The sequence below is a fragment of the Actinoplanes sp. NPDC004185 genome (genome assembly GCF_053603475.1).
The window spans coordinates 16,239-38,762 of the sequence record NZ_JBSGFR010000021.1 but is presented as its reverse complement, the minus strand read 5'-3'; the positions used below and the strand labels follow the sequence as shown (position 1 = coordinate 38,762).

Here is a 22,524-nt window from a genome sequence, read left to right as displayed (position 1 = left end):
GGGCATTTTGCTGTGTGGTGTGAGTCGAGAGGATCGTCGAGCTTGAGTCCGCCCCTGCCGAATCTGGAGACCTTCCCGCCGCTGCGCGCCTGGCAGCGCAAGGCCCTGGTGGAGTATCTGCGAAGGCGCAGCCCCGACTTCATGGCCGTCGCGACCCCGGGCGCGGGCAAGACCACCTTCGCCCTGCGGATCGCCGCCGAGCTGCTCGCCGACGGCACCGTCGAGGCGGTCACCGTGGTCTGCCCGACCGAGCACCTGAAGACCCAGTGGGCCAACGCGGCGGCCCGCGTCGGCATCCAGCTCGACCCGTCGTTCCGCAACGCCGACGTGCACTCGTCCCGCGACTTCCACGGGGCCGTGCTGACGTACGCGCAGGTCGGCATGGCCCCGGCGGTGCACCGGCGGCGCACGATGACCCGCCCGACGATGGTCATCCTGGACGAGATCCACCACGCCGGCGACTCCCGCACCTGGGGCGACGGCGTCAAGTCGGCCTTCGAGGAGGCCGAACGCCGGCTGATGCTCACCGGTACGCCGTTCCGCTCGGACGACAACCCGATCCCGTTCGTCGTCTACGAACGCGGCGAGAACGGCCTCCAGCGGTCCCGCTCGGACTCGGTCTACGGCTACTCGGACGCGCTGCGCGACGGCGTCGTCCGCCCGGTGCTGTTCATGGCGTACTCCGGCGAGACCCGGTGGCGGACCAACGCCGGCGACGAGCTGGCGGCCCGGCTGGGCGAACCGATGACCAAGGACCTGGTGGCCCAGGCCTGGCGCACCGCCCTGGACCACCGCGGCGACTGGATGCCCCAGGTGCTGCGCGCGGCCGACGCGAGGCTGTCCCGGCTGCGCGAGCACGGCATGACGGACGCGGGCGGCCTGGTCATCGCGAGCGACCAGCAGACCGCCCGGGCGTACGCGAAGCTCCTCGGCGAGATCACCGGCCAGCCGGCGGTGGTCGTCCTCTCCGACGACCAGGGCGCCTCGGCCCGCATCGCCTCGTTCGCGGTCTCCGACGAACGTTGGATGGTCGCGGTCCGCATGGTGTCGGAAGGCGTCGACATCCCCCGCCTGGCCGTCGGCGTGTACGCGACCAGCGCCTCGACTCCCCTGTACTTCGCCCAGGCGATCGGCCGGTTCGTCCGGGCGCGCCGCACGGGCGAGACAGCGACGGTCTTCCTGCCCAGCGTCCCGCACCTGCTGGGCCTGGCCAGCGAGATGGAAGCCGAACGCGACCACATCCTGGGCGCCCCGAAAGACCCCGACGGCCTGGACGACGCCCTGCTGGAACGCGCCCAGCGAGCAGAAGACGCCGAGGGCGACCTGGAGAAGCGCTTCGAAGCCCTGTCCGCGACGGCCGAGCTCGACCAGGTGATCTACGACGGCGCCTCCTTCGGCACCGGGGCCCGTACGGGCACGCCCGAGGAGGAGGAATACCTGGGTCTGCCGGGCCTCCTGACGCCCGACCAGGTGAGCGTGCTGCTGGAACGGCGGCAGAGTGAGCAACTGGCGGCCCAGAAGCGGCAGAAGGCGGCTGAGCCGGTCCCGGCCCAACGGGAGCCGGTGGTGACACTGAGCGCGGGCGAACGCCGGAACAGCCTCCGCCGCCAGCTGAACACTCTGGTGGCCGCCCACCACCACCGCACCAACCTGCCCCACGGCAAGATCCACGCTGAGCTGCGGAGGCTGTGCGGAGGCCCGCCGAGCGCCCAGGCAACAATCGAACAACTAGAAGAACGAATCGCCACGATTCAGACGATGTAGCTTTTCCTTCGCCTCGCGAAGAGCTGGCCGGCCCTCTGAGCGTCGCCTACCGAGACGCAAGCCGGCGCCGGATCCACCCGGCACCGGCACTCCGCAGGCGGTGGCGGATCGCTGGCCGTGGTGCTCCCCGGCCGCACCGAGACATGCGCGAGTGCGAGTGGTGTGGGAGCGGTCCCTGTGTGCTTGCCGCAGGGGGAGGCGCCCGCAGGAGTCGGCCTGGATCCAGGTGGTCGCCATCGTCTCCATGCAATAGCTCAACAACCGCGCAAAATGCTGCAGCAACGACACTGCTCGGCCTGAGGGCCGGGCGCGGGGTCCGGGTGCTGAATGCGGGTGCGGAGCGCCGGGCGCGGGGTCCGGGTGCTTGTGCGGTGCGGTGCGGTGCGGGGCGAGTGCTGAATGCGTGCGCGGGCGCGGCGTGCTGCGCCCGGGTGCTGGACCCGGGTGCTGGTTGCGGGGCACGCGTGCTGAATGCGCACGGGTGCAGGTGCTGGGCGTGGGAGCGCGGCGCGGGGGCGCAGGGACGTGGGGCGCGGGTGCTGGGCGCGGGAGCGTGGGTGCGGGTGCGCTGAATGCGGGGGCGGTTGCGGGCGCTGGCAGTGGGGCGCGGATGCGGGGCGTCGCGGGTCGGAGACGACGATGCCGGGAGTCGGCTGGTCGCGGGACCCTGCCCCTGACGCCCGGGCCAGCTGGTCGCATGGCGTAGTGGCGGACCCGCCACCGGGCGTTGTGGCCGGCTGCTCGTGACGGATGCGGGCAGGCACGACGGCCCAGCCCGTGCCCTGCTGCGAACCAGGGTGACCCTGGCTGTGGCGTGCCGTTGTGGGTGCGGGGAGACCCCGTGGCGCTGTGCGAGCCGGCGGGAAGGCCGAGTTGCCCACCCGGCCAGAACAGACGAACCCAGCGCGGCACCCCTGTGGGGGCGCGGCGCGCGATTGACCTGGCACAGAGATGCGGCGGACCCGCTAAGAGAGCGCGAGGCGCGATCTACCGCTCTGCAGCGCGCAGGCCGCCGAGTAGCACCCCAGCTGGACCACAACAGGGCTTGGGGGCAGGGATGACCCACGCAGACATCAAGCCTGACGGGCTGCGTGGGTCATCCCTGCCCCCAAGCCCCACCACGCAGAAACACAAAAAGAAGGGCGCCCACACCGGGCGCCCTTCAGATCGTCTGTCGGGGTTAGTTGGAGTTAGACATCATGTCTGCGCCACGCCAAGAGAACTCCGGGTCCGCCTTGTACTGGACCGTGATCTTCACCAGGTCCTCGGCGTACCTGTTGGCGTGGTGTCCGCAGAACACCAGCTCGCTGCCACCAGCCAGGGTCAAACGGAGCTTTCCGGCTGCATTGCAGCGGTCGCACCGTTCATCGGCTGCTGGTCCGGCCACCGTTCCCGCCGGCGGCGTGAGAGTCGGGGTCATCGCCTTCCTCCTCTGGTCGTCACCGATGAACATGTTCCTCGGCTACTGCTCACCCATGGTGCAACACCCTTGGCCCTAACAGCCTTCCCACTGTGCCTCGGGGGGACCCAAGTCACATGTGGTCCGGCTAGTGTGCCGTGCTCCAAGGGTGCCACGTCAACGATCACTTCTGCACAACGGTCTGATCACCACCGAATGATGTACGGGTGGTGACCAAACAGGCACGGACTGTTGACTGAACGGGGGTAATCCCGTATTGATCAAGGTGTCCGTGCCTGCCGTGGTCAGACTCAGTCCAGGTAGTCGCGCAGGACCTGGGAGCGGGACGGGTGTCGCAACTTGGACATCGTCTTCGACTCGATCTGCCGGATTCGCTCGCGGGTGACCCCGTAGACCTGCCCGATCTCGTCCAGGGTGCGCGGCTGGCCGTCGGTCAGGCCGAACCGCAGCCGCACCACGCCCGCCTCGCGCTCGGACAGCGTCTGCAGCACCTGCTGCAACTGGTCCTGCAGCAGCGAGAAGGACACCGCGTCGACCGCGACGACCGCCTCGGAGTCCTCGATGAAGTCACCGAGCTGGCTGTCGCCCTCGTCGCCGATGGTCTGGTCGAGCGAGATGGGCTCCCGGGCGTACTGCTGGATCTCCAGCACCTTCTCCGGGGTGATGTCCATTTCCTTGGCCAGTTCCTCCGGGGTGGGCTCGCGGCCCAGGTCCTGGAGCAGCTCACGCTGTATGCGGCCGAGCTTGTTGATGACCTCCACCATGTGCACCGGGATGCGGATGGTGCGGGCCTGGTCGGCCATGGCGCGGGTGATGGCCTGGCGGATCCACCAGGTGGCGTACGTGGAGAACTTGTAGCCCTTGGTGTAGTCGAACTTCTCGACGGCGCGGATCAGGCCCAGGTTGCCTTCCTGGATCAGGTCCAGGAAGGCCATGCCGCGGCCGGTGTAGCGCTTGGCCAGCGAGACCACGAGTCGCAGGTTGGCCTCGAGCAGGTGGTTCTTGGCCCGCTCGCCGTCGCGGCCGATCCAGCGCAGGTCGCGCTCGAAGTTGCGCTCGAGCTTCTCCTCGCCCTCGTCGCAGGCGCGCAGCCGCTCGGCGGCGTACAGGCCCGCCTCGATGCGCTTGGCCAGCTCGACCTCCTGCTCCGCGTTCAGCAGGGGGACCTTGCCGATCTGCTTCAGGTACGCCCGGACGGAGTCGGCGGAGGCGGTCAGCTCGGCGTCGCGGCGCGCCTGCTTGAGCGCCTCGGACTCCTCGTCGTCCCACTCGAAGTCGCCGTCGGTCGCCGTCGCGGCCGCGTCGGTGGCGGCGGCCTGGACCAGGGCGGCCGGCTCCTCCACGACGACGTCCTCGATCTCGGCGGCGAGCTCCTCGGGATCGATCTCCTCGCCCTCGGCCGGGGTCTCACCGGGCTTGGCGGCCTTCGCGGGGGCCGCCTTGGCGCCCGGGACGGCCTTGCGCGGCGCGGCTGCGGCCTTCTTGGCGGGAGCGGCCTTCTTGGCGACGGTGGCGGGTGACGGCGCGGCTGCGTCGTCCTCCGTGCCGGGCTGCTTCTGCTCGGGTGCGGCCTTCTTCGCCGGGGCGCGGGTCGCCTTGGCGGTGGTGGCCTTGGAGGCGGGGGTGGCGGCGCGGGCGGCGGCGACCCGGCGGCGGGTGCTCGCCGAGCCGTCGACGACGACCGTGACTCCCGCGTCCACGAGGGCGCGGAGGATCTTCTTGGCCTGGGCCGGCGTGACTTCGGCCGACTCGACCGTCTGCACGACCTCGGCTGACGTGATCTGCCCGCCCGCACCCTGAGCATGGGCGATCAGGGCCTCGGTGAGAGAGCGAACGTCGGCACCGGTCTGGTGGGCTTCTGTCACGAATGACCTTCCGGAGGGCGATGTAACACGGCCATGAACCCAGCGCAGCGCGCGGCGGAACGAGGCTGGCCGGTGTGGTGTGGGAGCCCTCGGGACGCGGACGGGCCCGCTGGCGGCTGTCCGTGAAGCGTGGGCAGGGGTGAATTGTAGCGCCGTCCGGCTAGATCCTCCCGCCGCAGCACGCCACCGGCACGCCGCGGGGGGTCTCGAGGGGGGTAGCGGGCCCTCGGGAGGCGCTTGCCGGGACAATGACGACGGCTGAAAGGACGGTCACCAGTGGCTGTGGAACCGGGGACATCGACGCCGGACACCTTACTCGAGATCGCCGTACGAATCGCCCGGGAGGCCGCGGCGACCGCCCGGCGGACCCGGGCCGAGGCGATCACCGATGTGCAGACCAAGAGCACCGACACCGATGTGGTGACGGCGGCCGACCGGGCCGTCGAGCGACAGGTGGTCGCCGCGCTGGCCGCTGAGCGGCCCGCTGACGGCGTGCTGGGCGAGGAGTACGGGGATTCCTCGGAAACGGCCGCCGGAGCCGTACGGTGGATCCTGGACCCCATCGACGGCACCGTGAACTACCTCTACGGCCTCCCGCAGTACGCGGTCTCGCTGGCCGCGGAGGTGGACGGCGTCGTGGTCGCCGGCGTGGTGCTCAATCCGGTCACCGGCGACGAGTGGACGGCGACGCTCGGCGGGGGCGCCTGGCGCGGCGGGCGGCGGCTGACCGGCTCGGTACGGACCACCCTGGACCAGACCCTGCTCGCCACCGGCTTCGGCTACGACCGGGCGCGGCGGGCCCATCAGGGTGCGGTCGTGGCCGAGCTGCTGACCCGGGTGCGCGACATCCGGCGTTTCGGTGCCGCCTCGATCGACCTCTGCCTGGCCGCCGAGGGCAACGTCGACGCCTACTTCGAGAAGGGGCTCAACCCGTGGGACCACGCCGCCGGTGGCCTGGTCGCCACCGAGGCGGGCCTGCTGGTGTCCGGACTCGACGGAGCGCCGGCCGGGCCGGACATGGTCGTCGCGGCCCCGCCGGCCATCTTCGGCGCGCTGCACGACGCGCTCGTGGAGCTGGACGCGGCGGGCGGGCCGTAACGGGTCAGGAGTCCTTCTTGGGGGCCACGCAGGCGCCCGGCGGCAGCTCGGGCTCGCCGAGCTCGACCAGCGACTGGTTGACCTCGGTGGTGGTGGCGAGCTGCTGGAAGCCCTTGCCGACGACCACGTCCACCACCGCGCCCTTGCGCTTGGGGTCGTACTGCGGCTCGGCCTGGTTCAGGAAGTACGCCCGCAGCAGCCAGGCCGAGCCGACCGCCTCGGGGCCGTACCGCATGACCGCGACGTCGTCGACCTTCTTCTTGTTCTCCGCCGGCTTCTGGGTCTTGAAGCGGCGGTTCTTGAACTCGTTGGTGACGCTGTCGGCCAGCCCGGGGGTCTTGGTGCCGTTGAAGACCCGCACGGTCACCTGCTCGGGATCGTCGGGCAGCGTCAGGTTGGCCATCACCGAGCCGTCGGGGCAGCCTCCGGCGACCGCGTCGCCCTGCGTGTCGCGGACCAACGCCACGACGACGAAGACCACCGCGGCCACGGCGAGCACGCCGACCACGACGAGCGCTCGGACGCGGGCAAAGCTCATGGAACTGGCTCCCGGGGTCAGCTCGATCGACCACCGTCCGGTGCCGGACGGAGTATGCGGTGAGGTTAGCGTCTGCACGCCAAGCCTGCGGAAAGAGGGAATGCTCCCGGCGCGGCGACGATGATCCACGGGCTGTGACCCCTACCTTGATGTCGCCTCGGTCACATCGGGAACAATTGGCCGCCCGCGCGCGTACAAGCCACGCGCGAGGGCGGTAAGGTGCCGCGTTTGCTGGGGCAGTTTCACGAGGGGGTGGGGGCGCCCCGGCGGACGGGCGATCCCTGTTTCAGATCGGGGAAAAAAGTCCGTCGCACCCGGGAACCGAAACGCCGTCGCTGGCGTTACTAACGCCAAGTGACACATCGATACAGGAGAGTGAAAACCGATGGCCACCGACTACGACGCCCCGCGTCGCGACGAGGTCGACCTCGGCGAGGACAGCCTCGAGGAGCTCAAGGCCCGCCGCGCCGACTCGCAGTCGGGCGCAGTGGACGTCGACGAGGTCGAGGTGGCGGAGAGCTTCGAGCTCCCCGGTGCTGACCTGGCCGACGAGGAACTGACCGTCAAGGTGCTGCCGATGCAGACCGACGAGTTCCGCTGCGCCCGTTGTTTCCTCGTGCATCACCGCAGCCAGCTCGCGGTGGAACGCAACGGGGAACTGATCTGCCGCGAGTGCGCCTGACCGGCGCGCCCGCGAGCAGGGCAATCCCCGGTCGTCGTCCGACGGCCGGGTCACGTACCGACCCCTGACGCACCGGCTGCCGGGTTTGCCCCGGCCGCTCCGCCGGGTATCAGGCTGACCGTATCGAAGCCGACGGCAGACACGGGGAGGTCGACGATGAGCCGCCCAGACGACAACACGGCACAGTCCGCGGAACCGGGGCGTGAGCTCATCAAGGTCGGCCCCGCCGAGCCTGCCGGCCACGAACCGACCGGTCCGGGGGACGCCGGGATCGGCGCGACCGTGGCCGCCCTGACCGCCGACGACCTGGAACCGGCCGGTCGCCGGCGCCTGCTCGGCCGGCTCGTCGGCGATGTCCGCCGGCGCGGTCTCGGCCAGCTCTTCCGGCCGCAGGCCGCTCTGCGCTGGATGGCCGACGTGGTCGCCGACGTGGCGCCGCACGTGCCGGTCCGCGACCGGGCCACCCTCCGCCGCCACTTCGACGGGCTGGACGGCGACGAGCTCGCCGAACGGCTGATCCGTAACGCCGCCCGGGCCACGGCCGGGGTGGGCGCCGCCGGTGGCGGCGTCGCTTCTCTCGAATGGGCTGCCACGCCGACCCTGCTCTCGGCCCCGGTCCTGCTGGCCGCCGAGACGGTCACCGTCGTGGCCATCGAGCTCAAGCTGCTCGGCGAGCTGCACGAGGTGTACGGCCGTCCGGTCACCGGCAACGCCGTCGAGCGCGCCACCGCCCTGATCCAGTCCTGGTCCGGCCAGCGCGGCGTCAACCCGATGGTGCCCGGCGTCGGGGTCGCCACCGTGCTCGGCACCGCGGCCCGCAAGGAGTTGCAGGGCACCCTGCTGCGCCGCTTCGGGCGCAATCTGACCACGCTCGGCCCGCTGCTCACCGGCGCGGCCGTCGCGAGCTACCTCAACCGCCGGGCGACCCGTTCACTCGGCGACAAGCTGGTCAAGGACCTGCGCCGGCAGGGTCCGGCCGTCATCGAGGGCGAACGCCGGGAGCTCAGCTCCTAGCGCGCAGCAGCGCCGTGGCCAGCTCGACCGGGTGCCGGGAGCTCACCACCCAGAACGGCGTCGGGTCGGCCGGATCGTCCAGCAGCACCTGCACCGCGCCGTTGATCCAGGGCCGCTGCACCACGAAGGCCAGCGGGTGCGAGCCCACGCCGAGCACCTCCCGCTTGCCGGCCGCGTCCAGCGGGATCACGTCGGCGATCACGCTCAGCGGCAGCCGGGCGTCGTCGACCTGGAACTCCGTCGCGGTGACGGCGACCCGGATCCGGTCGGCGCGCCACAGCAGGAAGACGGTCAGCGGCAGCAGCACGGCGAACGGCACCCAGGCACGCAGGCCGGTGCTGCCCATCCAGATCTCGGCGGCGAGCAGGGCCGCCACCACCAGCCAGCCCGGCCACGCGAGCCACGGGATGTGCAGGCGCTCGGCGTACGCCGGACGCGGCGCCGCCGTGCGTGCGGAGGCCTCGGATGTCACCCTGGTGAGGGTACGGCGCGCCTCCGTCCGCGGCGACGGCAGGATGGCAGGGTGGGTGCCGCTCGCCCGCCCGCAGGACCGACGCCGATCGTGAGGACCGCTACCGTGACCGAACCCGTGGACATCCAGGTCCGCCGGCTCGACCCCGACCTGCCGCTGCCGGCCTACGCCCACCCGGGCGACGCGGGCGCCGACCTGTACGCCGCCGAGGACGTGGAGCTCGCTCCCGGTGCGCGCCGGCTGGTGCGGACGGGGCTGGCGATCGCGCTCCCGGAGGGCTACGTGGGTCTGGTGCATCCCCGCTCCGGTCTCGCGGTGCGCCTCGGCGTGACGGTGCTCAACGCGCCCGGTACGGTCGACGCCGGTTACCGGGGCGAGATTCTGGTGAACCTGGTCAACCACGACCCGGCCACGACCGCGAAGATCTCCCGGGGCGACCGGATCGCCCAGCTGGTCGTGCAGCGGGTCGAACGGGCAGTGTTCCACGTGGTCGACGAGCTCGCCGACACCTCCCGGGGTGCGGGCGGGCACGGCTCGACCGGCGGGCACGTGGCTCTGCCGACCGGGCCGGGCCGGCGATGAAGCCCGCGCAGCAGCAGCTCTAGGACGAAGAAGGTGGCAACGCAGATGTTCTCCCGCAAGCGCGGCGGTCCGAAGCACGTGCGCCCGGACGACGCTCCCCAGTCGGCGGCGCTCGCCAAGAGCATGGGCGACGCTCCGGCGCCCGATGTCGGCCCGTACGACAGCAGGCAGGCGCCCGAGGGTGTGCAGCGGCTGGACCTGGGCAGCCTGCTCATCCCGGCGGTCGAGGGCGTCGAGGTGCGGGTGCAGGCCAACCCGGACGGCGCCGTCGAGCAGATCGTGCTCGTGCACGGCAACAGCGCGTTGCAGCTCGGCGTCTTCGCCGCGCCGCGCAGCGAAGGCATCTGGGACGAGGTGCGCGCCGAGATCGCCGCGGCGATGAAGTCCGACGGCGCCGCGCCGCAGGAGTTCGACGGGCCGTACGGCGTCGAGCTGGCCGCCCGGGTCAACACGCCCGAGGGGCCGGCCGATGTCCGGTTCGTCGGGGTGGACGGCCCGCGCTGGATGGTCCGCGCCCTGTTCCAGGGGCTGGCCGCCGCCGATCCGGGGCAGGAGGGCGTGCTCGGCGAGTGCCTGCGGGGCCTGGTCGTGGTCCGCGACGACGAGGCACGGCCGGTGCGTGAGGCGCTGCCGCTGCGGTTGCCGCGGGAGATGGCCGAGCACGCGGAGGAGCACGCCGGCGACGGCGAGGACCCGACTCCGCCCGACGTGGCCGTGAACGAGCAGTTCCCCGGCACGAACGGCCGCCACGCGCATTGATCGGAACGGCTCCCGGTGAGGTACGTCACCGGGGCCGCTTCCGGCGTACCGTTGGCTTGCGGCACCTGCCCACACTGTGTGCCGTCCGCCGGTACCCCCGCCGGCGCGTTTCCACGGTTCGCCGAGGAGAGGGTGGCACGAGGTCATGTCGACCGATGAGCGCACCGGGCTGCGCCGGTTCTTCGAACGGCTGACCGCCTCCGAGGCGGAGCTGGACGCGCAGGAGCTGCAGCGCGACAGTGCCAAGTGCGGTGCCATGCCGGCCGGTCAGTGCCATCGGGGTCAGGTCGTCTCGGTGTCCGGGCGGCTGCGCACGGTGGCGTACACTCCCCGCACCAACCTGCCGACGCTCGAGGCCGACCTCTACGACGGCAGCGACGTGGTCACGCTCGTCTTCCTGGGCCGCCGTTCCATCGTCGGCATCGAACCGGGTCGTCAGCTCACCGCCCGCGGCCGGATCGCCCTGCGCGACGACCGCAAGGTCATCTACAACCCGTACTACGAGCTGGAGGCGCCCCGGTGACACCCGGCAGCGAGCCCCGTCACGCCGCGCACGAGTCAGTGGAGGAACGGGTCGCCGAGGAAGTCGTCGAGGAGCTCGTCGGGGAGTTCGCCGACGACCTCGATCCGCCGCCGGTGTTGCCGTCGGCCGGCCGGACGGAGGAGGCCGAGGAGCCCTTCCCGTCGATGAGCGAGCAGATCTCCGAGCAGCTGGGCGGGGTCCGCGGGCTCATCGAGTCCAGCGTGCCGGTGCTCGCGTTCGTGGTGCTCAACGTGCTGCTGGGCGAGGCCGGGCTGGATCTGGCCAAGAAGACCGCGCTGTACTGGGCGATCGCCGGCAGCGTCGGCTCGGCCCTGGCGATCGGGATCTACCGGCTGACCCGCAAGCAGCCGATCCGGCACGCGGTCAACGGGCTGTTCGGCATCGCGATCGGTGCGTTCCTGGCCTGGCGCACCGGTGACGCCAAGAACTTCTACCTGCCGGGCATCCTGCTGACCCTGGGCCAGGTGGTCGTCCTGATCGCCTCGGTGGCGGTCCGCCGGCCGATCATCGGCTACGTCTGGGGCGTGCTGGCCAACGGCGGCAAGCACGACTGGTTCGACAACCCCCGCCTGTTCCGCACCTTCCAGTGGCTGACCCTGGTCTGGGCGGCGTCGCTGTTCGTCCGCGCGGGCGTGCAGGGCTGGCTCTACCTGGCCGACCAGGCGAACGCGATCGGCGTGGTCCGGATCGTGATCAGCTGGCCGATCTACGCCGCGACCTTCGCCTTCACCGCCTGGGCGGTGCACCGGGTGACCTCCGCCCAGGCGGCGGAGGAGGCGGCGCAGGCCGAGGCGGCGGAGGCTTAACCCAGCTCGCGGGTGTTGCCGAGCACCACCGCGCGGACCGCGTCCTCGACCTCCGAGGTGCAGACGAAGATCAGCTCGTCGCCGGCCTCCAGCGGGTCGTCCGGCGTGGGGACCAGCACGCGCTTGCCGCGCAGGATGGCCACCAGGGCGGAATCGCGCGGCATCGGCACCGAGCGCACCGGCTCACCCACGTACGGGGCGGTGGCCGGCAGGGTGATCTCCACCAGGTTGGCCTCGCCCTGCCGGAAGGTCATGATCCGGACCAGGTCGCCGACGGTGACCGCCTCCTCGACCAGCGCCGCCATCAGCCGCGGCTTGCTGACCGCGACGTCGACGCCCCACTGCTCGGTGAACAGCCACTCGTTCTCGGCCCGGTTGACCCGGGCGACCACCCGGTTGACCGCGAACTCGGTCTTGGCCAGCAGCGAGCAGACCAGGTTGGCCTTGTCGTCGCCGGTGGCGGCCACGACCACGTCGCAGTTGGCCACGTCGGCCTCCTCCAGGCTGCTGACCTCGCACGCGTCGGCCAGCACCCACTCGGCCTCGGGCACCCGTTCGGGGCGCAGCTGGCGAGGCTGACGCTCGATGAGCATCACCTGGTGGCCGTTGCCGATGAGTTCCTGGGCGATCGAGCGGCCCACGTTGCCCGCGCCCGCGATGGCGATCCGCATGGTCAGTGACCCCCCAGCCCGGAGCCCGCGGCGCTCGCGAGCACGTCCTCGACGATGTCGTCGGTGACCAGCATGAAGACCTGGTCACCGTCCTGCAGCACGGTGGACGGGGTGGCCAGCGAGCCGATCCCGAACCGCATCAGGTACGCCACCCGGGCGCCGGTGGCCTCCTCCAGCGCGGCGAGCGTCTGCCCCACCCAGTCGCGGTGCAGCGGCGCCTCGACGATCGACACCGAGCTCGTGGGGTCGCGGAACACCTCGACGGTGCCTTCCGGGACCAGGTGGCGCACCATCCGGTCGGCGGCCCAGCGGATGGTCGCCACGGTCGGGATGCCCAGCCGCTCGTAGACCTGGGCCCGCTTGGCGTCGTAGATGCGGGCGACGACCCGCGACACGCCGAACGTCTCGCTGGCCAGCCGGGCCGAGATGATGTTGGAGTTGTCGCCGCTGGACACCGCGGCGAAGGCGTCGGCCCGCTCGATGCCGGCCGAGCGCAGCACCTCGCGGTCGAAGCCGATGCCGGTCACCGTGATGCCGCCGAACTCGGCCCCCAGCCGGCGGAAGGCGTCAGCGTTCTGGTCGATCACCGCGACCGAGTGGCCGCGCGCGTCGAGCTTGTTCGCCAGGGTGGAGCCCAGCCGGCCACAGCCCATGATCACCACGTGCAAGGTTTCGCGCCTTCCCGCTGGATGCGTACTAGGCAGAGCGTGCCATGCGGCGGCGGCGGCCGTTGGCCGGGGCGGACGACGGCGTGGCGTGCACAGCCGTACGCTTGGCGCTTGTGGCAAGTTCGACGTCCCTAGCGAAGCGGCTCCTGCTCGGCCGGCCCTTCCGTTCCGACCGGTTGCAGCACACGTTGCTGCCCAAGCGGATCGCGCTGCCCGTCTTCGCCTCGGACGCGCTGTCCAGCGTCGCCTACGCGCCTGACGAGATCCTGCTGACGCTGTCCATCGCGGGGGCCGGCGCGTTCATGTACTCGCCGTGGATCACGCTCGCGGTCGCGGTCGTGATGGTCACGGTGGTGGCCAGCTACCGGCAGAACGTGCACGCGTACCCGTCCGGTGGCGGTGACTACGAGGTCGCGACGGTGAACCTGGGTCCGCGGTTCGGGGTCGCGGTGGCCAGCGCGCTGCTGGTCGACTACATCCTCACCGTGGCGGTGTCGGTCAGCGCCGGAGTGTCGAACCTGGGCTCGGTGGTGCCGTTCGTGGCCGAGCACAAGCTGGGCATCGCCCTGGCCGCGGTGGCCGTGCTGACCGCGCTCAACCTGCGCGGCCTGCGCGAGTCGGGCACGGCGTTCGCCATCCCCACGTACGCGTTCATCGTGGTCATGCTCGCGATGATCGGCACCGGCCTGGTCCGGGTCTTCGTGCTCGGCCAGGACCTGCGGGCACCCAGCGCCGACATCGTCATCGACGCCGAGACCCACCACCTGACCAGCTTCGCCTTCGTCTTCCTGCTGTTGCGGACCTTCTCCTCCGGGTGCGCCGCGCTGACCGGGGTCGAGGCCATCTCCAACGGTGTGCCCGCCTTCAAGCCGCCGAAGAGCAAGAACGCGGCCACCACGCTGCTGCTGCTGGGCGGGATCGCGATCATCATGCTGTTCGGGATCGTGCTGCTGGCCCGGGCCACGCACCTGCAGTACGTCGAGGATCCGCTGGTGCAGATCGTCGGCGGACCGGAGAACTACGTGCAGAAGACGGTCACCGCCCAACTCGGCGAGACGGTCTTCGGCAGCGGCTCGATCCTGCTCTACGTGGTCGGCGCGGTCACCGCGCTGATCCTCTTCCTGGCCGCGAACACCGCCTTCAACGGCTTCCCGGTGCTCGGCTCGATCCTGGCCCAGGACCGCTACCTGCCCCGCCAGCTGCACACCCGCGGGGACCGGCTGGCGTTCAGCAACGGCATCCTCTTCCTGGCCGTCGCCGCCATGGTGCTCATCGTGGCGTTCGACGCCGAGGTCACCCGGCTGATCCAGCTCTACATCGTGGGCGTCTTCGTGTCCTTCACGCTCTCCCAGGAGGGCATGATCCGGCACTGGAACAGGCTGTTGCGGACCCAGCGCGATCCGGCCGTGCGGCGCCGGATGATCCGTTCCCGGGCCATCAACGCCTTCGGCATGGCGATGACCGGCGCGGTGCTGGTCGTCGTGCTGATCACGAAGTTCCTGCTCGGCGCCTGGATCGCCATCGTCGCCATGCTGGTGATCTACGGGGTCATGCTCGGCATCCGCAAGCACTACGTGCGGGTCGCGCAGGAGCTCGAGCCCAGCGACGAGCGGCCGGTGCTGCCGTCCCGCAACCACGCCGTCGTGCTGGTCAGCAAGGTGCACAAGCCGACCCTGCGGGCGGTGGCGTACGCCCAGGCGACCCGGCCGGACACGCTGACCGCGGTCACGGTCAACGTGGACGACAAGGACACCCGCACGATCCAGGCCGAGTGGGAACGCCGGCAGATCCCGGTGCCGCTGACCGTGGTGGACTCGCCGTACCGGGAGATCACCCGGCCGATCATCGACTTCGTCAAGAGCGTGCGCCGCGGCTCGCCGCGCGACGTGGTCACCGTGTTCATCCCCGAGTACGTGGTCGGCCGCTGGTGGGAGAACCTGCTGCACAACCAGAGCGCGCTGCGGATCAAGACCCGGCTGCTGTTCGAGCCCGGGGTGATGGTGACCAGCGTCCCGTGGCAGCTGCAGTCGAGCCAGGACCGCGACCTCGACCGGCTGGACCGGGACCTGAGCCGCGCGCCGGCCCGCGGTCCGCGTACCCGTCCCAGCAGCGTGCCGGCCGGGGTGGCCGCCACGCCTCCCGCCGACCCCCCGGAAGAGCCGAAGTGAGCGACGAACTGTTCGAGGGCGACCGCGTCGAGGTCACCGTCGGTGCGCCCGCGCACGGCGGGCACTGCGTGGCCCGGATCGGCGGCCCGCACGGCCGGGTGGTCTTCGTCCGGCACGCGCTGCCGGGGGAGCGGGTCACGGTCGAGCTGACCGAGCGGCACAAGGGCTACCTGCGCGGGGACGCCGTGGAGATCCACGAGGCCGCGCCGGAGCGGGTGACGCCGCCGTGCGCGTTCGCCCATCCCGGTGGCTGCGGCGGCTGCGACCTGCAGCACGTGGCGCCCGAAGCGCAGCTGGAGTGGAAGACCGCCGTCGTCACGGAGCTGCTCGGCCGGATGGGCGGCCTGAGCGGGGAACGGATCGCCGAGCTGGACGTCCGGGTCCGGCCGCTGCCGGGCGGCCCGCTGGGCTGGCGGTCGCGGGTCCGGTACGCGGTGGACGCCGCCGGCCGGCCCGGGCTGCTGCAGCACCGATCTCATCAGGTCGTACCCGTCGATCGTTGCCTGATCGCCCACCCGGACCTGCAGAAGCTCGACGTGACCGGCCGGCTGTGGCCGGAGGCGGCCGCCGTCGAGGTGGTCGCGTCGACCGGCGGGGACGTCAGCGTGCTGGCCCGCCCGGCCACCGCCCCGCTGCTCGAGGCCGCCGGGGCCGTCCAGCCCGGCGCCCGCACGCCGGGCGGCAACGGCACGGTGGCCGCGCCGGAGCCCGTGCCGGTCGGCGACTCCCTGCTCGACGAGCACACCGGCGGCGCCCCGGTGCTGATCGAGGGCCCGGCCGAGGTGCGTGAGCTGGCCGCCGGCCGCGAGTGGCGGGTGCCGCCGGAAGGCTTCTGGCAGGTGCATCCCGCGGCCGCGGACACCCTGGTGGGCGCGGTGCTGGAGATGCTCCAGCCGGCCGAGGGCGAGATCTCCTGGGACCTGTACGGCGGGGCCGGCCTGTTCGCCGCCGCACTGGCCGAGCGCACCCGGGCCCGCACCACGGTCGTCGAGTCGGCGGCGGTGGGCGTGGCGGCGGCCCGCACCAATCTGGCCGATCTCACCGGTGTCGAGGTGGTGTCGGCCAAGGTGGACGTGGCCCTCGCCCGGCGCCGGGTCACCGGTCCGGTCGATCTGGTGGTGCTGGACCCGCCCCGGACCGGCGCGGGCGCCAAGGTGGTCCGGTCGATCACGGCGGCCGGCCCGCGCGCGGTGGCCTATGTCGCCTGCGACCCGGCGGCGCTGTCCCGGGATGTGCAGACCTTCGCCGCCGAGGGGTGGCAGCTGGCCGAGCTGCGGGCGTACGACTGCTTCCCGATGACCCAGCACATCGAGTGTGTCGCCCTGCTGGTGCCCGCGGCGTCCTAGGGCCGCTCCGCGGCCGGCTCGGCCGCGCGCTCGTCCTCGCGGGGTTCGTGGGTGTCGTGCGGATCGTCGTCGTAGGTGGTCTCGTCGAACGGCGCCTCGCCGGACAGCACCGCCCGGGCCTGCTCCTGGTCGATCTCCTTGGTCCAGGTGCCGACCAGCACGGTGGCGACCGCGTTGCCGGCGAAGTTGGTCAGTGCGCGGGCCTCGGACATCAGCCGGTCGATGCCGACGATCAGTCCCACGCCGGGCACCAGGTCCGGGCGGTGGCTCTGCAGGCCGCCGGCCAGGGTGGCCAGGCCCGCGCCGGTGACCCCGGCGGCGCCCTTGGAGGCCAGGATCATGAACAGCAGCAGGGAGATCTGCTCGCCGACCGACAGCGGGTTGTCCAGCGCGTCGGCGATGAACAGCGAGGCCATGGTCAGGTAGATCGCGGTGCCGTCCAGGTTGAACGAGTAGCCGGTCGGCACCACGATGCCGACCACCGGGCGGCTCACGCCGAGGTGGCCCATCTTGGCGATCAGCCGGGGCAGCGCCGACTCCGACGACGACGTGGACAGGATCAGCAGGAACTCGCGGGCCAGATAGCGCAGCAGCTTGAAGATCGACATGTGCGCGATCAGCCGGAGCAGCAGACCGAGCACGACGAAGACGAACAGGGCGCAGGTCACGTAGAAGCCGATCATGATGCCGGCCAGGCTCTTGAGCGCGTCGACGCCGGTCGCGCCGACCACGGCCGCCATCGCGCCGAACGCGCCGATCGGGGCCAGCCACATCACCATGGCCAGGATCTTGAAGACCAGCCGCTGGAAGACCGCGACGGCCCGGATCACCGGCTCACCGCGCGCGCCCATCGACTGCACGGCGAAGCCCACCAGCAGCGCGACCAGCAGCGTCTGCAGGATCTCCCGGGTGGCGATGGCGTTGAGCAACGAGGGCGGGATGATGCCCAGCACGAACTCGATGCCGGACTTCGCCTCGCCGCTGATCTGGGCGGCCCCGGTCTCGGCGAGTTCCTGGCTGAGGTTCAGCCCGGCGCCGGGGTGCAGGATGTTGCCCACCACCAGGCCGATGGCCAGCGCCACCGTGGACATGATCAGGAAGTACCCCAGGGCCAGCCCGCCGACCTTGCCGACCTGGGCCGCCTTGCGGATCGAGCCGACCCCCAGCACGATCGTGCAGAAGATCACCGGCGCGATCATCATCTGGATCAGCGCGACGAAGCCGGTGCCCAGTGGGCGCAGATCCTTGCCGAGCTCGGGGAAGAGGAAGCCGACCGCGATGCCCAGGGCCATCGCCACCAGCACGGAGATGTAGAGGATGTGGCTGCGGTCGCGACGCCGCGGAGGGCTGGCTGCATCGACGCTCATGGCTCCTTCCTACCGGAGATCGTGATCTGAGTCACCACGAGCCGCTTGTGCAGGTTTTGTGGAGGACGTCTCTGTGACCGTTTGCGCCGGATGCGCGCGGGCGTTCCGCCGATAGACTGACTTCTCATGAGCGAGCGCAGTGATCAAACGACGGCCGGCATCCTCCCGGGCATCAAGACCCCCGGCGATCTCAAGCGCCTCGATCCCGATCAGCTGACTCTGCTCGCCGCCGAGATCCGCGACTTCCTGGTCGCCAAGGTCTCCCGCACCGGCGGCCACCTCGGCCCCAACCTCGGCGTCGTGGAGACCACGCTCGCCCTGCACCGGGTCTTCGACTCGCCGCGTGACCGGGTGCTGTTCGACACCGGCCACCAGGCGTACGTGCACAAGATGGTGACCGGCCGGCAGGACGGCTTCGACCGCTTGCGCCAGCGCGGCGGCCTCTCCGGCTATCCGAGCCAGGCCGAGAGCGAGCACGACCTGATCGAGAATTCGCACGCCTCCACCGCCCTGTCGTACGCGGACGGCCTCTCCAAGGCCTTCACCCTGCGCGGCGAGGACCGGCACGTGGTGGCCCTGGTCGGCGACGGCGCGCTCACCGGTGGCATGTGCTGGGAGGCGCTCAACAACATCGCCGCGGCCAAGAACCGCGTGGTGATCATCGTCAACGACAACGGCCGCTCGTACGCGCCGACCATCGGCGGGTTCGCCGACCACCTCTCCACGCTGCGCCTCAACCCCGGCTACGAGCGGGTGCTCGACCTGGTCAAGGACGCGCTGGGCTCGACCCCGGTGGTCGGCAAGCCGGTCTACGAGGTGCTGCACGCGGTCAAGAAGGGCATCAAGGACGCGGTCAGCCCGCAGCCGATGTTCGAGGACCTCGGCATCAAGTACCTCGGGCCGGTCGACGGGCACGACGTGCAGGCCATGGAGTCCGCGCTGCGCCGGGCCAAGGGCTTCAACGCCCCGGTCATCGTGCACGCGGTCACCCGCAAGGGCTACGGCTACCGGCCGGCCGAGGACGACGAGGCTGACTGCCTGCACGGCCCGGGCGCGTTCGACCCGGAGACCGGCGTGCTCACCGCGAAGCCCTCGGTGAAGTGGACCAACGTCTTCGCCGACGAGCTGGTCGCGATCGCCGACGAGCGGCCCGACATCGTGGGCATCACCGCCGCGATGGCCGAGCCGACCGGCATCGCCGCCCTGCAGAAGAAGTATCCCGAGCGCACCTACGACGTGGGCATCGCCGAGCAGCACGCGGTCACCTCCGCGGCCGGCCTGGCCATGGGTGGCCTGCACCCGGTGGTCGCCGTCTACGCGACGTTCCTCAACCGCGCTTTCGACCAGGTCCTGCTGGACGTGGCGATGCACGGGCTGCCGGTGACGATCGTGCTGGACCGCGCCGGCGTCACCGGCCCGGACGGCCCGAGCCACTACGGCATCTGGGACATGAGCGTCTTCGGCGCCGTGCCGGGCCTGCGGATCGCCGCCCCGCGTGACGCCGCCACCCTGCGCGAGGAGCTGCGCGAGGCGGTCGCCGTCGACGACGGCCCGACGATCGTGCGCTTCCCGACCGGCTCGGTGGCCGCCGACCTTCCGGCGCTGCGCCGGGTCGGCCCGGTCGACGTGCTGCGCGAGGACGAGCGCAAGGACATCCTGCTGGTCGCGGTGGGCGCGTTCGGCAAGCTGGGCATGGAGGTCGCCGAGCGGGTCGCCGAGCAGGGGTACGGCGTCACGGTCGTCGACCCGCGCTGGGTCCGCCCGGTGCCGATCGAGCTGGCCGGGCTGAGCCGCGGGCACCGCCTCGTGGTGACTCTGGAGGACGGCATCCGGGCCGGCGGCGTGGGCGAGGCTGTCGCCAGCACCCTGCGCGACGCCGGCGTCGACGTGCCGCTGCGTGACCTGGGCGTGCCGGCCGGCTTCCACCCGCACGGCACCCGCGCCGAGATCCTCACCGCGCTGGGTCTCACGGCCCAGGACATCTCCCGCGACGTGACCGAGTGGGTCTCGCAGCTGGAGGACCCGGCCACGGAGCACCAGCCGCAGCGCTGAGCGCCCGGCCGCTGAAGGTCAACGAGCCGTTTCGTTATCTGCCCGTTACCTTTAGGGGATGGCGGCGGAGACATTCGGCGGCAATACGGTCATCATCGATCTCGGTTTGGCCCGGGGCGAGCCGGAGGAGTACGCCCGGCCGGTTCGCTCCACCACGCCGGACTGGTTCGCCCCGGTGCTGCTGGCGGTCATCGTGCTGCTGTCGTCAGCGGCCTCGGCGGCACCGCCACCACCGGCGCTGACGGCCGTGCTGACGCTGCCGTTCGGCCCGGCGGACCCGTACGTACTGACCGACCGGGGGGATCTGCTCGCGCAGACCTACGGGACGCTCAGCTCGTACGACCTGGGGGACGGGCGGCTCAACTGGCAGGCCGGTTCCGCGTCGCCGACGTATCGGCTGCGCACCGGCGCCGATCTGGTGCTGATGCGGCCGTGGTCGGGCAACCAAGGTGACCCGGGCACCACGGCCGTGTCGCTGCGGACCGGCGCTGCCCAGTGGCGGCGCTCCGGCAGCGTCGTCACCGTCCCCGGCTCCAGCGTGCTGCTCGCGGTCTCCGGCGTCCGCAGCTCCGGCTCCGGGCGCCGCGTGCAGGGTCCGGTGGACGCGATCGGGCCTGCTACCGGGACGACCCGTTGGCAGGTGCCGGTGCCCTCGACCGCCGTGCTGATGGGCGTACCGGGGCCGGACGACAGCGGGCCACGGATGCTGCTCATGCACGACAACCGCACCGCCGCCGTGCACGACCTCGACACCGGCCGCCTGCTCACCAGCGCCGACCTGCCGCCCGCCGACTACGGCCCCGACAACCCCAGCGTCGCGGGCGGGCTGCTGGTGCTGCGGCACCCCACACCCACCACCGGGCGGATGGTCACCGCCTTCGACCCCGTCACCCTGCAGCAGCGCTGGAGCCGGCCCGCCGGGTACGCGTTCGGGGTCAGCCCCTGCGGACCGCTCATCTGTCTCACCGGGCCGGACGGGGTCCGCGCCGTCGAGCCCGGCGGTGGCCTTCAGCGCTGGTTCCAGCCGGGCTGGCGCAGCGTCGAGCAGCGGGGCGCGACGGTCATCGCGTACGGGACGCCGGCCGGGGAGACGGACCCGGTCGGCATGATCGATCCGGCGACCGGGCAGGTACGGGTCGACCTGCACGGCTGGCGGCTGGTGTCCGGCCCCGGCGGCGGCGACCACCTGCTCGTGACCAGGCTGGTCGACTCGGGAAGCCGTACCATGGTCGCGGTCGCCGCCCCCGGTGACGCGCGACCGCAGCTGCTGGCCGATCTGCCGGCCGGCACCGGTGACTGCCAGTCCGTGCCCGGCCGGCTCGTCTGCCGGGAGTCGACCGGCGAACTGGTGGTGTGGGCCTACCGGCGGAAGGAGTGAGCGTGGCGCTGATCGAGCTGAGCCCCGAGACCCCGGCTCCGCCCGCTCCGGCCACGCCACCGCCCGCGTACTTCTACCGCCGGGCCGGGCTCGCCCTGGCTGCCCTGCTGCTGCTCGCGCTCGGCGGCGCGGCGCCGCCGGCCGCCACTATCTGGCAGCGGATGGGTGCGGCGGCCGTCCCGGCCACCGGCGACTTCCAGCTCATGGGCGGCATCCTGTACGGGATGGACCTCGAAGCCCGGCCGCGGACGCTCACCGCCTGGCAGGCCCAGCCGCTGCGCAAGCTCTGGACCCGCCAGAGCGGGACCAGCGAAGATCCGCTGCTCGTGGCCGCGGCGACGCCCGACATCGCCGTGGTGCGCGCCGGGGCCGGCGTCACCGTGCTCGACGCCCGCACCGGCGCTGAGCGGTGGACGTCACCGGTCGCCGTGCAGCCGATCAGCGACAAGGTCGCGTACGCGGAGGAGGAGGTCTTCCGCCCCGGCACCGAATACGACCCGTCCTCCGGGGACCCCGGCCAGCTCTACGGCACGAGCAGCGCGGCCCTGCACACCGAGCCGGCCCGGCGTACGGAACTGCGCGGCCTCGACCTCAGCACCGGCGCCCGGCTGTGGTCGCGCAGCTTCCCCGGTTCCGTCTTCACCGCCTGGACGGGTGCGCCGGCGAACGCAGTCGTGGTGCTCTCCTCCGACCAGCTGAGCCTGATCTCCCCGACGACCGGCGCGGTGCTGCGGCAGCGGGCCGTGCCCCGCCTCCATGGCGTACGGGCCGAGCAGGGCGAGGTCGTCGGCAACACGGTGCTGGCGCACTACGGCTCCTTCGGCACGGGTGGGCCGGTGATCGCGTACGCCCTGGACACCCTCGACGAGTTGTGGCGGCAACGGCGGCCCGACCCGGCCGGCAACACCAGCCTCTGCTCCGGGCTGACCTGTATCAGCACCAAGGACGAACTGACGGTGCTGGACCCGCGTACCGGTGCCGAGCGCTGGCGGATCGCCGACACCGACCTGATCGCGCTCGGCCCGGACGCGGTGCTGGAGCTGCGGGGGATGACCACACCGGTGCGGACCGCCGACGCCGCGACCGGCCGCCCCGGCATCGACCTCTCCCGGTGGCGGTACCACTTCCCGGTGCAGGGCGGCGCCGGCTTCCTGCTGAGTCACCTGCAGAAGGACCGCAGCACCGTCTTCGGCCTGCTCCGGCCGGGCGCTACCGCGGTGCAGCCGCTGGGCCGCCTACCCGCCATGACTGTGCTGTGCCAGGCCGGCCCTGGGCTTGTCGCCTGCCACGTGGAGGACCACGTCGAGGTGTGGGCCTTCCGCGCCTGACC

20 protein-coding genes are annotated in these 22,524 nt (G+C 71.9%); 13 read left to right on the top strand and 7 right to left on the bottom strand.

Annotated elements, in window-relative coordinates; genetic code table 11:
* Window positions 1–42: 42 nt before the first annotated feature.
* Window positions 43–1,764, top strand: a complete 1,722-nt coding sequence (locus tag ACWEOZ_RS22105) for a DEAD/DEAH box helicase (RefSeq protein ID WP_451912560.1) — start codon at window positions 43–45, stop codon at window positions 1,762–1,764.
* A 1,180-nt stretch (window positions 1,765–2,944) separates the two neighbouring features.
* On the opposite strand, the gene ACWEOZ_RS22100 is transcribed toward ACWEOZ_RS22105, so the two are convergent.
* Together ACWEOZ_RS22100 and ACWEOZ_RS22095 are read right to left on the bottom strand one after the other, a co-directional pair.
* The gene (locus ACWEOZ_RS22100) at window positions 2,945–3,184 is read right to left on the bottom strand and encodes a DUF7455 domain-containing protein (protein WP_125803548.1); all 240 of its coding nucleotides are present in this window, start codon (window positions 3,182–3,184) and stop codon (window positions 2,945–2,947) included.
* Window positions 3,185–3,474: 290 nt separating this feature from the next.
* Entirely contained in the window at window positions 3,475–5,049 is a 1,575-nt protein-coding gene (locus ACWEOZ_RS22095; protein ID WP_451912559.1) for an RNA polymerase sigma factor, read from the bottom strand.
* A 282-nt stretch (window positions 5,050–5,331) separates the two neighbouring features.
* Between ACWEOZ_RS22095 and ACWEOZ_RS22090 the strand changes: the two genes are divergently transcribed.
* A complete protein-coding gene (locus ACWEOZ_RS22090; RefSeq protein ID WP_451912656.1) occupies window positions 5,332–6,147 on the top strand; it encodes an inositol monophosphatase family protein in 816 nt (271 codons plus the stop codon).
* A 4-nt stretch (window positions 6,148–6,151) separates the two neighbouring features.
* On the opposite strand, the gene ACWEOZ_RS22085 is transcribed toward ACWEOZ_RS22090, so the two are convergent.
* Window positions 6,152–6,685: a LytR C-terminal domain-containing protein gene (locus ACWEOZ_RS22085; protein WP_451912558.1), complete on the bottom strand. Its 534-nt coding sequence runs from the start codon at window positions 6,683–6,685 to the stop codon at window positions 6,152–6,154.
* A gap of 385 nt (window positions 6,686–7,070) precedes the next feature.
* Here ACWEOZ_RS22085 and ACWEOZ_RS22080 point away from each other — a divergent pair, with 385 nt between their 5' ends.
* Both ACWEOZ_RS22080 and ACWEOZ_RS22075 read left to right on the top strand, forming a co-directional pair.
* Complete coding sequence (locus ACWEOZ_RS22080; protein ID WP_023561654.1) at window positions 7,071–7,367, top strand: DUF4193 domain-containing protein; 297 nt, start codon at window positions 7,071–7,073, stop codon at window positions 7,365–7,367.
* A 156-nt stretch (window positions 7,368–7,523) separates the two neighbouring features.
* Window positions 7,524–8,381, top strand: a complete 858-nt coding sequence (locus tag ACWEOZ_RS22075) for a hypothetical protein (protein ID WP_451912557.1) — start codon at window positions 7,524–7,526, stop codon at window positions 8,379–8,381.
* Here ACWEOZ_RS22075 and ACWEOZ_RS22070 read toward each other — a convergent pair.
* Window positions 8,371–8,853, bottom strand: a complete 483-nt coding sequence (locus ACWEOZ_RS22070; protein WP_451912556.1) for a DUF3093 domain-containing protein — start codon at window positions 8,851–8,853, stop codon at window positions 8,371–8,373. The genes ACWEOZ_RS22075 and ACWEOZ_RS22070 overlap by 11 nt on opposite strands.
* Before the next feature lie 90 nt (window positions 8,854–8,943).
* Here ACWEOZ_RS22070 and dut point away from each other — a divergent pair, with 90 nt between their 5' ends.
* From dut to ACWEOZ_RS22050, 4 genes are all read left to right on the top strand, one after another.
* Window positions 8,944–9,435: a dUTP diphosphatase gene (gene dut / locus ACWEOZ_RS22065; protein ID WP_451912555.1), complete on the top strand. Its 492-nt coding sequence runs from the start codon at window positions 8,944–8,946 to the stop codon at window positions 9,433–9,435.
* A gap of 45 nt (window positions 9,436–9,480) precedes the next feature.
* Window positions 9,481–10,194 carry a DUF3710 domain-containing protein gene (locus ACWEOZ_RS22060; protein WP_451912655.1) on the top strand — a complete coding sequence of 238 codons (714 nt, stop codon included), beginning with the start codon at window positions 9,481–9,483 and terminating at the stop codon, window positions 10,192–10,194.
* 145 nt (window positions 10,195–10,339) lie between these two features.
* On the top strand, window positions 10,340–10,717 hold the full coding sequence (locus tag ACWEOZ_RS22055) for an OB-fold nucleic acid binding domain-containing protein (protein ID WP_360549604.1): 378 nt from the start codon (window positions 10,340–10,342) through the stop codon (window positions 10,715–10,717).
* Entirely contained in the window at window positions 10,714–11,544 is an 831-nt protein-coding gene (locus tag ACWEOZ_RS22050) for a DUF3159 domain-containing protein (RefSeq protein ID WP_451912554.1), read from the top strand. The genes ACWEOZ_RS22055 and ACWEOZ_RS22050 overlap by 4 nt, the downstream gene beginning before the upstream one ends.
* On the opposite strand, the gene ACWEOZ_RS22045 is transcribed toward ACWEOZ_RS22050, so the two are convergent.
* Window positions 11,541–12,221 (bottom strand): potassium channel family protein, encoded by a 681-nt coding sequence (locus tag ACWEOZ_RS22045; RefSeq protein ID WP_451912654.1) that lies wholly within the window; start codon window positions 12,219–12,221, stop codon window positions 11,541–11,543. The genes ACWEOZ_RS22050 and ACWEOZ_RS22045 overlap by 4 nt on opposite strands.
* Window positions 12,218–12,883: a potassium channel family protein gene (locus tag ACWEOZ_RS22040; RefSeq protein WP_451912553.1), complete on the bottom strand. Its 666-nt coding sequence runs from the start codon at window positions 12,881–12,883 to the stop codon at window positions 12,218–12,220. The genes ACWEOZ_RS22045 and ACWEOZ_RS22040 overlap by 4 nt, the downstream gene beginning before the upstream one ends.
* A 113-nt stretch (window positions 12,884–12,996) precedes the next feature.
* Here ACWEOZ_RS22040 and ACWEOZ_RS22035 point away from each other — a divergent pair, with 113 nt between their 5' ends.
* Both ACWEOZ_RS22035 and ACWEOZ_RS22030 read left to right on the top strand, forming a co-directional pair.
* Window positions 12,997–15,051, top strand: coding sequence for an APC family permease (locus tag ACWEOZ_RS22035; protein WP_451912552.1), 2,055 nt, complete (start codon window positions 12,997–12,999; stop codon window positions 15,049–15,051).
* Window positions 15,048–16,397: a class I SAM-dependent RNA methyltransferase gene (locus ACWEOZ_RS22030; RefSeq protein WP_451912551.1), complete on the top strand. Its 1,350-nt coding sequence runs from the start codon at window positions 15,048–15,050 to the stop codon at window positions 16,395–16,397. The genes ACWEOZ_RS22035 and ACWEOZ_RS22030 overlap by 4 nt, the downstream gene beginning before the upstream one ends.
* On the opposite strand, the gene ACWEOZ_RS22025 is transcribed toward ACWEOZ_RS22030, so the two are convergent.
* Window positions 16,394–17,764, bottom strand: coding sequence for a cation:dicarboxylate symporter family transporter (locus ACWEOZ_RS22025; protein WP_451912550.1), 1,371 nt, complete (start codon window positions 17,762–17,764; stop codon window positions 16,394–16,396). The genes ACWEOZ_RS22030 and ACWEOZ_RS22025 overlap by 4 nt on opposite strands.
* 126 nt (window positions 17,765–17,890) lie before the next feature.
* Between ACWEOZ_RS22025 and dxs the strand changes: the two genes are divergently transcribed.
* The 3 genes from dxs to ACWEOZ_RS22010 are packed head-to-tail and all read left to right on the top strand — an operon-like array spanning window position 17,891 to window position 22,522.
* Window positions 17,891–19,816 carry a 1-deoxy-D-xylulose-5-phosphate synthase gene (gene dxs / locus ACWEOZ_RS22020; protein ID WP_451912549.1) on the top strand — a complete coding sequence of 642 codons (1,926 nt, stop codon included), beginning with the start codon at window positions 17,891–17,893 and terminating at the stop codon, window positions 19,814–19,816.
* Between the two features lie 58 nt (window positions 19,817–19,874).
* Window positions 19,875–21,194, top strand: coding sequence for an outer membrane protein assembly factor BamB family protein (locus ACWEOZ_RS22015; RefSeq protein WP_451912548.1), 1,320 nt, complete (start codon window positions 19,875–19,877; stop codon window positions 21,192–21,194).
* A gap of 2 nt (window positions 21,195–21,196) precedes the next feature.
* Window positions 21,197–22,522, top strand: coding sequence for an outer membrane protein assembly factor BamB family protein (locus tag ACWEOZ_RS22010; protein ID WP_451912547.1), 1,326 nt, complete (start codon window positions 21,197–21,199; stop codon window positions 22,520–22,522).
* Window positions 22,523–22,524 lie beyond the last annotated feature (2 nt).

Coding starts and splice junctions, on each gene's coding strand:
- ACWEOZ_RS22100 (WP_125803548.1), bottom strand. CDS start 3,184: ATGACCCCGACTCTCACGCCGCCGGCGGGAACGGTGGCCGGACCAGCA.
- ACWEOZ_RS22085 (WP_451912558.1), bottom strand. CDS start 6,685: ATGAGCTTTGCCCGCGTCCGAGCGCTCGTCGTGGTCGGCGTGCTCGCC.
- ACWEOZ_RS22080 (WP_023561654.1), top strand. CDS start 7,071: ATGGCCACCGACTACGACGCCCCGCGTCGCGACGAGGTCGACCTCGGC.
- ACWEOZ_RS22075 (WP_451912557.1), top strand. CDS start 7,524: ATGAGCCGCCCAGACGACAACACGGCACAGTCCGCGGAACCGGGGCGT.
- ACWEOZ_RS22060 (WP_451912655.1), top strand. CDS start 9,481: ATGTTCTCCCGCAAGCGCGGCGGTCCGAAGCACGTGCGCCCGGACGAC.
- ACWEOZ_RS22055 (WP_360549604.1), top strand. CDS start 10,340: ATGTCGACCGATGAGCGCACCGGGCTGCGCCGGTTCTTCGAACGGCTG.
- ACWEOZ_RS22025 (WP_451912550.1), bottom strand. CDS start 17,764: ATGAGCGTCGATGCAGCCAGCCCTCCGCGGCGTCGCGACCGCAGCCAC.
- dxs (WP_451912549.1), top strand. CDS start 17,891: ATGAGCGAGCGCAGTGATCAAACGACGGCCGGCATCCTCCCGGGCATC.
- ACWEOZ_RS22015 (WP_451912548.1), top strand. CDS start 19,875: ATGGCGGCGGAGACATTCGGCGGCAATACGGTCATCATCGATCTCGGT.